Origin of the sequence: Cellulomonas sp. PhB143, from assembly GCF_003752595.1 — a bacterium.
GTDB lineage: Bacteria > Actinomycetota > Actinomycetes > Actinomycetales > Cellulomonadaceae > Paraoerskovia.
The window spans coordinates 24278-38024 of record NZ_RKIJ01000014.1 but is presented as its reverse complement, the minus strand read 5'-3'; the positions used below and the strand labels follow the sequence as shown (position 1 = coordinate 38024).

Sequence of the window (13747 nt, the reverse complement as noted above, 5' to 3'; positions counted from 1 at the left end):
GCCCGGCTGGGCAGACGGCGGCAGACGCCGGCCGACGCAGGGAGAGCTCAGCCGCGCCGCACCACCGGGTTGGCGAGGACGCCGATGCCGTCGACCTCGCACTCCACCCGGTCGCCGTGCACGATCGGGCCGACGCCCGCCGGCGTGCCCGTGAGGATCACGTCGCCCGGCAGGAGCGTCATCGCCTCCGAGATGTATGACACGAGGTAGCTCACGTCGAACACCATGTCGCGCGTGCGCCCGTCCTGGCGCGTCTCGCCGTTGACGCGCGAGCTGACGCCCACGTCCTCCGGGTCGAGGTCGGTGTCGATCCACGGGCCGAGCGGGCAGGAGGAGTCGAACCCCTTCGCGCGCGCCCACTGCCCGTCGGTGCGCTGGGCGTCGCGGGCGGTCACGTCGTTCGCGACGGTGTACCCGAGGACGTAGTGCTTGACGTCGTCGGGCGCGACGTCCTTGGCCATGCGGCCGATGACGACCGCGAGCTCGGCCTCGTAGCTGACCTCCTGCGAGAAGTCGGGCAGCACGATCGGGTCGTCCGGACCGATGACGGCGGTGTTCGGCTTGAGGAAGAGCAGGGGCCGCTCGGGGACCTCGTTACCGAGCTCCTTGGCGTGCTCGACGTAGTTGCGGCCCACCGCCACGATCTTGGAGCGCGGGATCACGGGCGCCAGCAGCCGGACGCCGTCGCCCAGCTCGATGCGCTCGCCCGTGGGCTGCGTCGGCATGGCCAGCGGGTCGCCGCTGAGGACGGCGAGGTGGGTGACCCCGTGCTCCTCCTGGACGATGGCGTAGCGGGGGTCGTCTCCGGTGGTGAATCTCGCGATGCGCACGGTGCCAGGCTATACGCGGCGCCGGCGGGCGTCAGACGCGCGCGATCGTCTCGCCGTGCAGGACGGCGAACCAGCCGCCGGGCTCCTCGGCCCAGCGCAGCCAGTCCTGCGCGAGGAGCTCGAGCGCGACGTCGTCCGCGAGCGCCGACTCCTTGGCCTGCACCGCGAAGTTCGACGCGATGCAGCGCTCGGCCCACAGCCCGCCCCACCAGCGCCGGTCCTCCGGGGTGGAGTAGCACCACACGCCGGCCGACGGCGTGATCGCCTCGGGCGCGACGCCGGACCGCTCGACCCACGACAGGAGGCGGCGCCCGGCGTCGGCCTCGAACCCGTAGGCGCGCGTGACCTCGTGGTAGAGCTCGTTCCACTCCGTCAGCCCGTGGGACTCCGGGTACCAGGTCATCGCGGCGTAGTCGGACTCGCGGTTCGCGACGAGGCCTCCCGGCCGCGCGACACGGCGCATCTCGCGCAGGGCGGCGACGGGGTCCGAGAGGTGCTGCAGGACCTGGTGGGCGAAGACGACGTCGAAGGAGTCGTCGTCGAACGGCAGCTCGTAGGCGTTCGCGTGCCGGAACTCGACGTTCTCGACGCCCTTGTCCTCCGCGGCCTCGCGGGCGCTGGCGAGCACCGTCTCGGAGGCGTCGACGCCGACGACCTTCCCGGGCGCGACGTGCTGGGCGAGGTCGACGGTGAGGGTGCCGGGCCCGCAGCCGACGTCGAGGATCGACAGGCCCGGGGACAGGTGCGGGAGGAGGAAGGCCGCGGAGTTCTCCGCGGTGCGCCAGCGGTGCGAGCGCAGGACGGACTCGTGGTGCCCGTGGGTGTAGGACTCGGACTCCTTGGACGGAGTGCTGCCGCCGGGCCCGGTCGGGGCGTCGAACGGCTCGGTGGTCGCGTCGGTCATGCCACCACGGTAGGGCGGCGGGCGGCCCGGCAGGTGGGGGTTCTCACATCATGGTCCGCGGGTCCGCGCGCACCAGGGCGCGGCCGGTCTCGTCCGGCAGTGTCCGCGCTCGTCCGCCTACTCTCGGGCGATGACGCCCGCGAGCGCGACGACCACCGATCCTCTGCGCCCCGGCGGCCACGCGCGACCCGGCGCGGCCCACCGCCTGCTGGGCGGCCCCGGCCGCCTGGTCGGCCTCGACGTGGCCCGCGGCCTCGCCGTCCTCGGGATGTTCGCCGCGCACGTCGGGGTGCAGGAGGGACCGGACGGCGCCCCCTGGCTGGGTATCGCCGACGGGCGCTCGTCGATCCTGTTCGCGACCGTCGCGGGGATCTCGCTCGCGCTGGTCACGGGCGGGACCACCCCGCCGGGGGGCGTGCCGCTCCTGCAGGCCCGCGCCCGGCTGTTCGCCCGTGCCGCGGTGCTCCTCGCCCTGGCCGCGGTGCTCGACCTGCTCGACACCGGCATCGCGATCATCCTCGCCTGCTACGGCGCGTACTTCGTCCTCGCGATCCCCGTACTGCGGTGGCGCCCCTCCCGCCTGCTCGTGGCGGCCGGCGTCGTCGCACTCGTCGGGTCCGTGCTGCGGTTCGCGGGGCGGGAGGCGATCGGCCACGCGGGGCTGCGCTATCCGCACGACGGGACGGGCGCCGCGACGGACTACGTGCTCACCGGCTACTACCCCGCGCTCGTGTGGATGGCGTACGTGCTCGTCGGCCTCGCGATCGGGCGCGCGGGCCTGTCGACGGAGCGGGACGGCGCCCGTCTCGCGCTCGTCGGCGCGGGCGCGACGGTCGTCGGCTACGCGGCGTCGTCCCTGGCCACCGCGCGGCTGGGCGGCGCCGCCGCGGTCGCCGCGGCGTACGACGCGACGACCGTCGTCCGGCAGGAGGACGTCGCGCCGGACGCGCCGTGGCCGCTCCCGGCGGCGCTGCTCCTCGCGGGTCCGCACACCGACACCCCGCTGGAGGTGCTCGGCTCGGGCGGGTTCGCCGTCATGGTCGTCGGCGCGTGCCTCGTCGTGGTCCGCGCGCGCCGGGTCGCGCTGGTCCTCTCGCCGCTCGCGGCGGTCGGTGCGACGGCCCTGACCGTGTACACGGCGCAGGTGGTGGCGCTCTGGGCGGTCCGCACGCGGTGGTCGACGGACCTCGTCCGTGACGCGTCGGGAAACGGGCCGCTCGTGGTCATGGTCGTCGCCTCCCTCGTCCTCGCGACCGCGTGGCGCGTCGTCTGGGGGCGCGGCCCCCTCGAGCGCCTCGTCACGTCGGTCGCCGACCGCGCGTCCCGCGTCGACCCGGCGGGCTGACTACCCTCGGTGGGATGCCTACCGACACCGTCGGCACGACCGACGACACCCGTCCCCCGCTCCGCCGCGCCGGCCGCTCCGGCCTGGCCGTCTCCGCCGTCGGGCTGGGGTGCAACAACCTCGGCCGCTCCAACGCCGTGACCACCTCGTTCGAGGGGTCGGCGGCGGTCGTGCACGCCGCGCTCGACGCCGGGATCACGTTCTTCGACACCGCCGACAGCTACGGGGCGGTGCCGGGGCGCAGCGAGGAGTTCCTCGGCCGGGCGCTCGGCGCCCACCGGGACGAGGTCGTCGTGGCGACCAAGTTCGGGATGCCGGTGCGCGGGCTCAACGGTCCCGACCTCGACGCCCGCGGCTCGCGCCGCTACGTCGTGCGCGCCGTCGAGGGGTCGCTGAGCCGCCTGGGCACCGACCACGTCGACCTCTTCCAGCTCCACACGCCGGACGACCTCACCCCGATCGACGAGACGCTCGCGGCGCTCGACGACCTCGTGCGGGCGGGCAAGGTCCGGTACGTGGGCCACTCCAACCGCGCGGGCTGGCAGGTCGCCGACGCCGAGCACACCGCCCGCGCGCACGGCACCACCCGGTTCGTCACGGCGCAGAACCACTACAACCTCATCGACCGCCGCGCCGAGCTCGAGGTGATCCCGGCTGCCGAGGCGTACGGGATCGGCGTCCTGCCGTACTTCCCGCTCGCCAACGGCCTCCTCACCGGCAAGTACACGCGCGGCAACCGGCCCGACGACGGCCGGCTCGTGCGCAACAAGCCGCAGCTTCTCGAGAGCGCCCCCTGGGAGGCGCTCGAGCGGCTGCGCGACTTCTGCGACGAGCGCGGCATCACCGAGGTGCAGGTCGCGTTCGGCTGGCTGCTGGCCCAGCGGGCGGTCGCCTCGGTCATCGCCGGGGCCACCACGCCGGACCAGGTGCGGCAGAACGCGGCGGCCGCGGCGTGGGAGCCGACGCCCGAGGACCTCGCGGCGCTCGACGAGATCTTCCCGCGGCCGGGCAAGGTCGCGCTGTTCTGACCGTGGCGGCCGCACCACCCCTGGCGGCTGTCTAGGCTGGACGGGTGCCCACCACCACCGTCCGCGAGATCCTCTCCGCGTCCGCGTGGAGCGCCCTGGCCGCCGCGCACGCCGCCCGGGCCGACGCCCTGACCGCCGTGTGGCGCGCCGCGCACGAGCGCGGCGAGAAGCACGCGATCGAGGACTTCCTCTTCACCTACTACCCCACCCGCCCGGGCCAGCTGCGGCGCTGGCACCCCGGCCCGGGCGTCGTCGTCCTGTCCCCCGACCCGGCCGGCCGCGTGCCCGACGACGTCGCTCGCGCCGCGTACGCCGAGCGCACCTCGTGGCGGTGGTACCGGAAGACCACGGTGGAGGTCGGCGGCCGGCCGCGCGCCGGCGTCGTCCTCGACACCGCCGCGCTGCTCGCCGAGCGCGGCCCGACGCTCGAGCACGTGCGCACCCTGCTCGCCAACACGGCGGGGCGCCCGGCCCGGCTCGGCTGCTTCGGCCTGCACGAGTGGGCGATGGTCTACCGGGACCGCGAGCGCGGCCGCGACCAGCGCCACCCGCTGCCGCTGCGGCTCGGCCACGCCGGGACGGACGCCGTCGTCGAGGCCCACCCGATCACCTGCACGCACTTCGACGCGTTCCGGTTCTTCACCCCGGAGGCGCGCGGCCTCAACCGCCTGCAGCCGACGCGCGAGTCGCAGCCGGCGATGGAGCAGCCCGGGTGCCTGCACGCGACGATGGACCTGTACAAGTGGGCCACGAAGCTCGCGCCCGCCGTGCCGGGCGACCTGCTCCTCGACTGCTTCGAGCTGGCGCGCGACGTGCGCCACGTCGACATGCGCGCCTCGCCGTACGACGTCTCCTCCTACGGCGAGGAGGCGGTCGCGATCGAGACCCCGGCGGGTCGCGCCGAGTACGTGCGCCACCAGCGCGCCTTCGCCGAGCGCGGGCAGGCGCTGCGCGCCCGGTTGCTCGCGACGGTCGACGCGCTGCTCACCGACGAGCCGGTCGCGGGCGCGGCAGCGGCGGCGGCGGCGGCGGCGGAACAGGCTCCTGCGGTGGTGCCCGCGTGAGCCGCGTCCCCGTCGGCGGCGCGGACGTCGCCGACGTCGAGCCCTCGGCCGTCGTGCGCGAGATCGCCGCGGAGCTCGCGCTGGAGGGAGAGATCCTGCCGGTCTGGCGCAACCAGGTCGGCGGGCTGACGTTCCGGGTCGGGAGCGAGCACCACCTCAAGTGGGCGCCGGACGGGCGAGGGCTCGACCTCGTGGCCGAGGCCGAGCGCATGGCCTGGGCCCGGGCGTACGCGGTGGTGCCCACCGTCGTCGGGCACGGGCGGGCCGAGGACGAGGCGGCGCCCGAGGACGCGCGGCAGGGCACCTGGCTCGTCACGCGGACGCTGCCGGGCGCGTCGGCCGTCGCACCGCGCTGGCTCGCGGACCCGGAGACCGCCGCCCGCGCCATCGGCGCCGGCCTGCGCACGCTGCACGACGCGCTGCCGGTCGGCGAGTGCCCGTTCTCCTGGTCGGCCCGCGAGCGCCTCGCGGACGCCCGCGACCGCGCCGACGCCGGCGACGGCCCCGAGTCCTGGTCCCCGCAGCACCGCACCGTCCCCGTCGCCGAGGCCCTCGCCCGGCTCGCGGACCCCCCGGCGCCGGACCTCGTCGTCTGCCACGGCGACGCCTGCGCGCCCAACACCCTCCTGGACGACGACGGCGCGCCCGCCGGGCACGTCGACCTCGGCTCCCTGGGCGTCGCCGACCGGTGGGCCGACCTCGCCGTGGCCGCCTGGAGCACGGAGTGGAACTACGGGCCCGGCTACGACGCGCCGCTCTACGAGGCGTACGGGATCGAGCCGGACGCGGAGAAGATCGCCTACTACCGGCTCCTGTGGGACCTCTCCTGACTCAGCGCGCGAGCGCCTGCGCGAGCAGCTCGAGAGTCTGCACGCGTCCGGGCGTCTCGTCGATCGGCTCGCCGGCGTAGGTCCCCGCGACGGGGACGACCATGACCTCGTCCACGCCGTGCCGCCGTGCGAGCGAGGTCAGCGCCTCGGCGGCGGCGGCGGGCTCGGCGACCAGCCAGCGCTCGAGCATCTCGGCGACGAGCCGCTCGCCCGCGTCGTCCAGCGGTGCGGCGAGCGCCTCCTCGACGGTCTCCGCGGCACCCATCGGGCGCCCGGTGCGCAGCCGCGCCATCGACCGCGCCTGCGGCAGCGCGCGCTCGCGCACCTCGGAGAGGGTCGGGGCGACCACCGCGTTGAGCGTGAGGAACGTCTGCGGTGCGGGGTGCTCGGCCGAGGGCTGGTACCCGTCGCGGTACAGCGCGAGCACCTGGTCGATCCCGGCACCGGAGAAGTGGTTGGCGAACACGTACGGCAGGCCGAGCTCGGCGGCGAGCCGCGCCGAGTAGTCGGAGGACCCGAGGAGCCAGATCGTGGGCGCCTGCGCGGCGGCCGGCGTGGCGCGCACGTCGTACAGCCCGCCGTCGCCCAGGCGCAGGCGCGCGCCGTCCGGGTCGAGGAGCGCACGGATGTTGGTGACGTGCTCGGGGAAGCGCTCCACGTCCGACGTCGGACCGGTGGCCCGCAGCAGGTGGGTCACCACCGGGTCGGAGCCCGGAGCACGGCCGATGCCGAGGTCGATGCGGCCGGGCGCGAGCGCCTCGAGGGCGGCGAACTGCTCGGCGACCACGAGCGGCGAGTGGTTGGGCAGCATCACGCCGCCCGAGCCGACCCGGATGCGTCGGGTCCGCGACGCGGCGGCCGCGATCATCACCGGCGGCGTCGACGCCGCCACCGCCGCCATGTTGTGGTGCTCCGCGAACCAGTAGCGCTCGAAGCCGAGGTCGTCGGCGCGCTCGGCGAGCGAGAGCGAGGACGCGAGCGCCTGGGCGCTGGTCTGCCCGGTGCGCACGGGCACGAGGTCGAGGACGGAGAGGCGGGGCTGGTGAGGTGCGGGGCCGGTGGCCTGCGCTGCGTCGTCGTTCATCGCCTGCGTCAACCAAAGCCTCGTCCCGGGCATTCCGACGCAGGGGAACCCGTCACGACGCACGGCCCTGCGACAATGACGGCGATGACCTCCACCGACACCCGCACGCGGCTCGCCGACCACCTGCCCGAGTCCGTCGTCGGCATGCGGACCGATCCCGACGACCTCTACGAGCGCTTCGAGGCGTGGACCGTCGCGAGCGGCATCGAGATGTACCCGCACCAGGCCGAGGCCCTCATGGAGATCGTCTCGGGCTCGCACGTCATCCTCGCGACCCCGACCGGTTCCGGGAAGTCGCTGGTCGCGATGGGCGCGCACTTCGCGGCGCTCGCCGCGCACCGCAACCTCAAGGGCGGGCGCACCTTCTACACGGCCCCGCTCAAGGCGCTGGTCAGCGAGAAGTTCTTCTCCCTCGTCGAGGCGTTCGGCTCCGAGAACGTCGGCATGATGACGGGCGACTCGTCGGTCAACGCGGGCGCCCCGATCATCTGCTGCACCGCGGAGATCCTCGCGAACATCGCGCTGCGCGACGGCGCCACGGCCGACGCCTCGCAGGTCGTCATGGACGAGTTCCACTTCTACGCCGACCCGCAGCGCGGCTGGGCGTGGCAGGTCCCGCTGCTCGAGCTGCCGAACACGCAGTTCGTCCTGATGTCCGCCACCCTGGGCGACACGTCGATGTTCGTCGACGACCTCACCGAGCGCACGGGGCTGCCCGTCGCGGAGGTCACGACCGCGGAGCGTCCGATCCCGCTGACGTACCGCTACGTCGTCGAACCCCTCAACGAGGTCATCGACGAGCTCGTGCAGACCCACCGCGCCCCCGTCTATGTCGTGCACTTCACGCAGAAGGACGCCATCGACCGCGCCCAGGCCCTGCTCAGCACGAACATCAGCTCCAAGGACGAGAAGGCCGCGATCGTCGCCGAGCTCGGGGACTTCCGGTTCGGCACCGGGTTCGGCAAGACCTTGAGCAAGTTCCTGCGGCACGGCGTCGGCGTGCACCACGCGGGGATGCTGCCCAAGTACCGCCGCGTCGTCGAGCGCCTGACCCAGAAGGGCCTGCTCAAGGTCGTCTGCGGGACGGACACGCTGGGCGTGGGCATCAACGTGCCGATCCGCACGGTGCTGCTGACGAGCCTCGTGAAGTTCGACGGCGAGCGGATGCGCCACCTCTCGGCCCGCGAGTTCCACCAGATCGCCGGTCGCGCGGGGCGCGCCGGGTTCGACACGCTCGGCGAGGTCGTCGTCATGGCCCCCGAGCACGTCATCGAGAACCGCCGGCTGCTCGCCAAGGCGGGCGACGACCCGAAGAAGCTCAAGAAGATCGTGCGCAAGAAGGCCCCGCAGGGCTCGGTGAACTGGACCGACGCTACGTACGAGCGCCTGCGCGACGCCGACCCGGAGCCGCTGACCAGCCACTTCACGGTCAGCCACTCGATGGTGCTCAACGTGCTGGCCCGCGGGTCCCGGTTCGCGCTCGACCCCTCGCACCCGGACTTCGACGCGGACGACGACGCCGCCCGGTACGCCGACCCCTCGCAGGACCCCATCGTCGCGATGCGCCACCTGCTCACCGCGAACCACGACAACGACACCCAGCGCGCCGAGCACGTGCGCCAGGTGTTCCGCATCTACCGCTCCCTGCGCGTGGCCGGCATCGTCGAGCGCTTCCGGGTCCCCGACCCGGCCTCCCCGACGGGCGAGCGGCCCGCGGTCCGGCTCGTCGTCGACCTGCCGCGCGACTTCGCCCTCAACCAGCCGCTCTCGCCGTTCGCCCTGGCGGCCCTCGACCTGCTCGACGTCGACTCCCCCACCCACGCGCTCGACGTCGTCTCCGTCCTCGAGGCGACGCTGAGCGACCCCCGCCAGGTGCTCGTCGCCCAGCAGCACAAGGCGCGCGGCGAGGCGATCGGCGCGATGAAGGCCGAGGGCATCGAGTACGACGAGCGCATGGAGCTCCTCGAGACCGTCACCTGGCCCAAGCCGCTGGAGGACCTGCTCGAGCCAGCGTTCGTCCAGTACAAGCAGTCCAACCCCTGGGTCGCCGACGCCGAGCTGTCCCCCAAGTCGGTGGTGCGCGACATGCTCGAGAGCGCGATGACGTTCGCCGAGTTCGTCTCGCAGTACGGGCTCGAGCGCACGGAGGGCGTGCTGCTGCGGTACCTCGCCGACGCCTACCGCGGCATGCGCCAGACGATCTCCGAGGAGCACCGCACCGAGGACGTGCACGAGGTCACCGAGTGGCTGGGCGAGCTGGTGCGCGGCACCGACTCCTCGCTGCTCGACGAGTGGGAGCGCCTGTCCCACCCCGACCTGACCGGGGACGACGTCGACCCCGCGGGCGAGGGCTCCCTCGCCGAGGCCGGGCTGGAGGAGCCGGCGCGGCCCGTCACCGGCAACGTGCGCGCGTTCCGCCGGCTGGTCCGCAACGCGATGTTCCGCCGGGTCGAGCTCGCGGCGCAGGAGCGCTACGAGACGCTCGGCGCGCTCGACGGCGCCTCCGGCTGGGACGCGGACGCCTGGGGCGAAGCCCTCGACCCCCTGTTCGACGCCCAGGGCGACGACGCGATCGGCTTCGGCGCCGCGGCACGCGCCTCAGCGCTGGTCACGATCGTCGAGTCGGGCCCGACGCCGGACGGCACCCTGGTCGAGCCCGGCACCTGGTTCGTCCGTCAGGTCCTGGACGACCCGGCGGGCGACCACGACTGGGCGATCGACGCCGTCGTCGACCACGCGGCGTCCGACGAGGCCGGCCAGGTCGTGCTGCGGGTGGTGCGCGTCGGCGCGATGTGACCGGCGCCAGGCGGGCCGCCCGCGTGGCCGGACCGCGTGGCCGGCCCGCGTGGCCGGACCGCGTGGTTGGATCGGTCGGTGAGCCGCAGACCGAGCCCGCCCCGGCGCGGGGCGACCCCCGCCACGGTCGCGCTCGAGGCCGCCGGGGTCGCCCACAGCCTGCACCCGTACGAGCACGACCCGGCAGGCGCGCTCGGCTTCGGCCTCGAGGCCGCAGCGGCGATCGGGGTCCCCGCGGACCGCGTGCTCAAGACTCTCGTCGCCGTGGTGACGGGCGCCGCGGGACCGGGGGCCGGTGCCGCACCGGACGAGCTGGTCGTCGCGGTCGTGCCGGTCGCCGGGTCGTTGGACCTCAAGGCGCTGGCGCTCGCGCTCGGCGCCCGGCGCGCGTCGATGGCCGAGCCCGCCGCGGCCGAGCGGGCGACCGGCTACGTCGTGGGCGGGATCTCCCCGCTCGGTCAGCGCCGCCGGCTGCGGACCGTCGTCGACGCCTCCGCCCTGACGCACGAGGTCGTCTACGTCTCGGGCGGGCGGCGCGGGCTGGACCTCGGCCTCGCTCCGGGGGACCTGGTCCGCCTCACCGGCGCCGTCACCGCGGCCGTCGCACGCGCCGGGCGATAGCAGGCGGTGGGCTCTGCCCCGGCGTCGTCAGGCGGGAGGGGCCGGCGGCGTCCCGGGCCCGTACGGCTGCTGGGGGTAGGGCTGCTGGGGGTAGGGCTGCTGACCGTACGGCGCCTGCGGGTAGCCGTAGGGCGCCGACGCGGCACGGGTGGAGACGATGTCCTTGCCCAGCGGCAGGAGCGAGATCGGGATCATCTTCAGGTTCGCGATGCCGAGCGGGATGCCGATGATCGACAGGAACAGCGGGATCGACGTGATCACGTGCGCGATCGCCAGCCAGATCCCGGCGACGATGAACCAGATCACGTTCCCGACGACCGACCACGCGCCGGCCGTCGGCTTGTCCACGACCGTGCGCCCGAACGGCCACAGCGCGTACCCCGCGATGCGGAACGAGGCGATGCCGAAGGGGATCGTCACGATCAGCACGCAGCACACGATGCCGGCGAACACGTAGCCGAGCGCCAGCCAGAAGCCCGCGAGCACCAGCCAGATCACGTTCAGGATCGTCCTCATGAGCCGATTGTCCCGCGTCCGGACCCGTTCGCCTACCATCGGCGAGATGTCCTCCTCCGCCGAGCCCGTCGCCGAGCGCTACGCCGCCGTCGTCCAACGCGTCGCGCGGGCGGCACGCGCCGCCGGCCGGGAGCCGGCCGACGTCCGGGTGCTGGTGGCCACCAAGACGCAGGACGCGCAGGCGGTCCGGGCGGTCGTCGCGGCGGGCGCGCGCCTCGTCGGCGAGAACCGCGTGCAGGAGGTCGTGGCGAAAGCCCCCGCGCTCGCAGACCTCGTCGCCGGCGGCCTGGGGGTGCACCTCATCGGGCCGCTGCAGCGCAACAAGATCAACCACGTGCTGCCGCTCGTCTCGTGCGTCGAGTCGCTCGACTCGCTCCGCCTCGCCGAGGCCCTGGCCGCGCGGTGCGTGCGCAACGAGCGGGTGCTCGACGTCATGGTGCAGGTCAACGTCTCCGGCGAGTCGACCAAGTCCGGCACCGCGCCCGACGACGCGGCCGACCTCGCCGCCCGGGTTGCCGCGCTGCCCGGCCTCCGGCTGTCGGGGTTCATGACGATCGGCGCGAACTCCCCCGACGAGTCGCTCGTCCGCGCGGGCTTCGCGCGGCTGCGCGAGGTGCGGGACGTCGTCGTCGGCTCCGGCGCACCCGGCACGACGGGCGCCCGCGAGCTGTCGATGGGGATGAGCCGCGACCTGGAGGCAGCCGTCGCCGAGGGCGCGACGCTCGTGCGGGTCGGCACCGCGGTCTTCGGGGCCCGTCCCGCGGCGCAGCCCTGATTGTGACCCTCGCACCCGGAGCCCGGCGGGATCATGACGCTTCGCTGACGCGTCATGGACGAACAGTGACACGTTCCACAAGTTTGCCTTGAGGCAACATCTCGGTACCGTGTCGGGCGAACCCGTCCCGATCGAGAGGAACCAGATGACGAGCACGACCACCGCCGTTGCCGAGAGCCCGACCGAGCGCGACGTCGTCGTCCGCAAGGCCCGCGACGAGGATCTCGCGCGGATCGTCGAGCTCAACAACGCCAGCACTCCGGCGGTCCCGGAGACGGGCGCGCGGGACATGCGCGAGCTCGTCGAGGCATCGACGCTCACGCTCGTCGCCGCGGAGCCGGGGTCGGACGAGGCGCTGGGCTTCCTGGTCGCGTTCGACGGCGGCCTCGACGACTTCGACGCCGAGAACTACGCCTGGTTCGAGGAGCGTGGCTTCGACCACTACTACGTCGACCGCATCGTCGTCGGCGACGGTGCGCGCGGACGCGGCGTCGGGCAGAGGTTCTACGAGGAGATCTTCGCCGTCGCGAAGGCCGAGGGGCGCGAGAGCGTGACGTGCGAGGTCAACATCGACCCGATGAACGCCGGGTCGCTGCGCTTCCACGGGCGCCTCGGCTTCGAGGGCCGGGGCGAGCAGCGCATCCACGAGGACACGGTCACGGTGCGCAAGCTCGCGGCGCCCGTCGTCTGACCTGCTCCTCACGAGGCCGCGCCCCGCCCGCCCTGCCCCCACAGTTGTCAGACTCCCCCTCCGCCATACCGGGGCTCAGGTCTGACAGGCCCGGGGCACGCAGACCTGTCAGACTCCCCCTCCGCCATACCGGGGCTCAGGTCTGACGGGTCGAGAGGGAGAGGCGGGCGCTACGGGACGCGCGCGGTCCACTCCGGCGTCGCGAACTTCTCGCGCGCGAGCTCTTCCGCGCGCGCCCGCTCCTCGGGCGTGACGGTGCTCTCCACCGTGCGGTACTGCCCGCGGAAGTGCGCCTTGAACGCCTCGATGACCGCCTCGCGGGACATCCCCGTCTGCGAGCGCACCGGGTCCACGCGCTTGTTGGCGCTCTTCGTGCCCTTGTCGCTCATCTTCTCGCGGCCGATGCGCAGCACCTCGAGCATCTTGTCGGCGTCGATGTCGTAGGCCATCGTGACGTGGTGCAGCACCGCGCCGCCGCGCAGCCGCTTCTGCGCGGCGCCCGCGATCTTGCCGGCCGGCGACGCGATGTCGTTCAGCGGCTGGTACGTCGCGTCGACGCCGACGTCCTTGAGCGCGCCGAGCACCCAGTCGTCGAGGAACGCGTAGGACCGCTCGAAGCTGAGCCCCTCGACCAGCGACCCGGGCACCGTCAACGAGTAGGTGATGGTGTTGCCGGGCTCGATGAACATCGCGCCGCCGCCGGAGATCCGGCGCACGACGGTCACGCCGTGCTTCTCGGCACCCGCGGGGTCGACCTCGTTGCGCAGCGACTGGAACGAGCCGATGACCACCGTCGGGTCCGCCCACTCCCATATCCGCAGCGTGGGCCCGCGCCGCCCGGCGTCGAGCTCCTCGGCCAGCACCTGGTCGATCGCCATCTGCATGGCGGGGCTCTCCGGGCCGTCGTGGATGACGGCGAACTCGTGGTCGTCCCAGCCGGTCGCGTGGCCGAGCGCGCGCCGCACGGCGATCGCCACCGCCTCCGGCGAGAAGCCGACCATCGCGACGTCCTCGCCGAGCACCGACTCGACCGCGCCCGCGAGCTGCGCCACGGACGCGCCCTCCGGCATCCCGAGCAGGGCGCCGTCGATGTCCTCGAGCGCCTCGTCGGGCTCGAGGAAGAAGTCGCCGCTCACCGCGACGCGCGACAGCCGCCCGTCCTCCGTCTCGACGTCGACCGCCACGAGCTTGCCACCAGGGACCTTGTACTCACCGCGCATGGTCGCCAGCCTACGTCCGCCCCACCTCGTGCGGCCGCCGTCC

At 74.1% G+C, this 13747-nt stretch carries 12 protein-coding genes and 1 pseudogene; 8 read left to right on the top strand and 5 right to left on the bottom strand.

The window, feature by feature from the left end; all coding sequences use genetic code 11:
• Positions 1–47: 47 nt before the first annotated feature.
• Entirely contained in the window at positions 48–830 is a 783-nt protein-coding gene (locus tag EDF32_RS11910) for a fumarylacetoacetate hydrolase family protein (protein WP_123308783.1), read from the bottom strand.
• A gap of 31 nt (positions 831–861) precedes the next feature.
• Positions 862–1734, bottom strand: a complete 873-nt coding sequence (locus tag EDF32_RS11905; protein ID WP_123308782.1) for a methyltransferase domain-containing protein — start codon at positions 1732–1734, stop codon at positions 862–864.
• A 130-nt stretch (positions 1735–1864) separates the two neighbouring features.
• Between EDF32_RS11905 and EDF32_RS11900 the strand changes: the two genes are divergently transcribed.
• From EDF32_RS11900 to EDF32_RS11885, 4 genes are read left to right on the top strand one after another with little or no spacing between them, the layout of a single operon-like run.
• Entirely contained in the window at positions 1865–3079 is a 1215-nt protein-coding gene (locus EDF32_RS11900) for a heparan-alpha-glucosaminide N-acetyltransferase domain-containing protein (protein ID WP_123308781.1), read from the top strand.
• 14 nt (positions 3080–3093) lie between these two features.
• Positions 3094–4107 carry an aldo/keto reductase gene (locus EDF32_RS11895; protein WP_123308780.1) on the top strand — a complete coding sequence of 338 codons (1014 nt, stop codon included), beginning with the start codon at positions 3094–3096 and terminating at the stop codon, positions 4105–4107.
• 44 nt (positions 4108–4151) lie between these two features.
• Positions 4152–5171, top strand: a complete 1020-nt coding sequence (locus EDF32_RS11890) for a 3-methyladenine DNA glycosylase (RefSeq protein ID WP_233565890.1) — start codon at positions 4152–4154, stop codon at positions 5169–5171.
• Complete coding sequence (locus EDF32_RS11885) at positions 5168–6001, top strand: aminoglycoside 3'-phosphotransferase (RefSeq protein ID WP_123308779.1); 834 nt, start codon at positions 5168–5170, stop codon at positions 5999–6001. The genes EDF32_RS11890 and EDF32_RS11885 overlap by 4 nt, the downstream gene beginning before the upstream one ends.
• A gap of 1 nt (position 6002) precedes the next feature.
• On the opposite strand, the gene EDF32_RS11880 is transcribed toward EDF32_RS11885, so the two are convergent.
• Positions 6003–7085, bottom strand: coding sequence for an LLM class flavin-dependent oxidoreductase (locus EDF32_RS11880; RefSeq protein ID WP_123308778.1), 1083 nt, complete (start codon positions 7083–7085; stop codon positions 6003–6005).
• Between the two features lie 84 nt (positions 7086–7169).
• On the opposite strand from EDF32_RS11880, the gene EDF32_RS11875 reads away from it, so the two are divergent.
• Both EDF32_RS11875 and ybaK read left to right on the top strand, forming a co-directional pair.
• The gene (locus EDF32_RS11875) at positions 7170–9881 is read left to right on the top strand and encodes an RNA helicase (RefSeq protein WP_123308926.1); all 2712 of its coding nucleotides are present in this window, start codon (positions 7170–7172) and stop codon (positions 9879–9881) included.
• Positions 9882–9959: 78 nt separating this feature from the next.
• Positions 9960–10502 (top strand): Cys-tRNA(Pro) deacylase, encoded by a 543-nt coding sequence (gene ybaK / locus EDF32_RS11870; RefSeq protein ID WP_123308777.1) that lies wholly within the window; start codon positions 9960–9962, stop codon positions 10500–10502.
• A gap of 126 nt (positions 10503–10628) precedes the next feature.
• Here ybaK and EDF32_RS11865 read toward each other — a convergent pair.
• Positions 10629–11018, bottom strand: a pseudogene (locus EDF32_RS11865) (YccF domain-containing protein); the annotation flags it as partial.
• Positions 11019–11064: 46 nt separating this feature from the next.
• Between EDF32_RS11865 and EDF32_RS11860 the strand changes: the two are divergent.
• Together EDF32_RS11860 and EDF32_RS11855 are read left to right on the top strand one after the other, a co-directional pair.
• Positions 11065–11793 (top strand): YggS family pyridoxal phosphate-dependent enzyme, encoded by a 729-nt coding sequence (locus EDF32_RS11860; protein ID WP_123308775.1) that lies wholly within the window; start codon positions 11065–11067, stop codon positions 11791–11793.
• A 145-nt stretch (positions 11794–11938) separates the two neighbouring features.
• Positions 11939–12484, top strand: coding sequence for a GNAT family N-acetyltransferase (locus tag EDF32_RS11855; RefSeq protein WP_123308774.1), 546 nt, complete (start codon positions 11939–11941; stop codon positions 12482–12484).
• A gap of 170 nt (positions 12485–12654) precedes the next feature.
• Here the strand turns inward: EDF32_RS11855 and EDF32_RS11850 are convergent, their stop codons facing one another.
• Entirely contained in the window at positions 12655–13704 is a 1050-nt protein-coding gene (locus EDF32_RS11850; RefSeq protein WP_123308773.1) for a biotin/lipoate A/B protein ligase family protein, read from the bottom strand.
• Positions 13705–13747 lie beyond the last annotated feature (43 nt).

What these genes read in the sequence shown, in the direction of transcription:
- EDF32_RS11905 (WP_123308782.1), bottom strand. Translation starts at nt 1,734, where the DNA reads ATGACCGACGCGACCACCGAGCCGTTCGACGCCCCGACCGGGCCCGGC.
- EDF32_RS11900 (WP_123308781.1), top strand. Translation starts at nt 1,865, where the DNA reads ATGACGCCCGCGAGCGCGACGACCACCGATCCTCTGCGCCCCGGCGGC.
- EDF32_RS11895 (WP_123308780.1), top strand. Translation starts at nt 3,094, where the DNA reads ATGCCTACCGACACCGTCGGCACGACCGACGACACCCGTCCCCCGCTC.
- EDF32_RS11880 (WP_123308778.1), bottom strand. Translation starts at nt 7,085, where the DNA reads ATGAACGACGACGCAGCGCAGGCCACCGGCCCCGCACCTCACCAGCCC.
- EDF32_RS11875 (WP_123308926.1), top strand. Translation starts at nt 7,170, where the DNA reads ATGACCTCCACCGACACCCGCACGCGGCTCGCCGACCACCTGCCCGAG.
- EDF32_RS11860 (WP_123308775.1), top strand. Translation starts at nt 11,065, where the DNA reads ATGTCCTCCTCCGCCGAGCCCGTCGCCGAGCGCTACGCCGCCGTCGTC.
- EDF32_RS11855 (WP_123308774.1), top strand. Translation starts at nt 11,939, where the DNA reads ATGACGAGCACGACCACCGCCGTTGCCGAGAGCCCGACCGAGCGCGAC.
- EDF32_RS11850 (WP_123308773.1), bottom strand. Translation starts at nt 13,704, where the DNA reads ATGCGCGGTGAGTACAAGGTCCCTGGTGGCAAGCTCGTGGCGGTCGAC.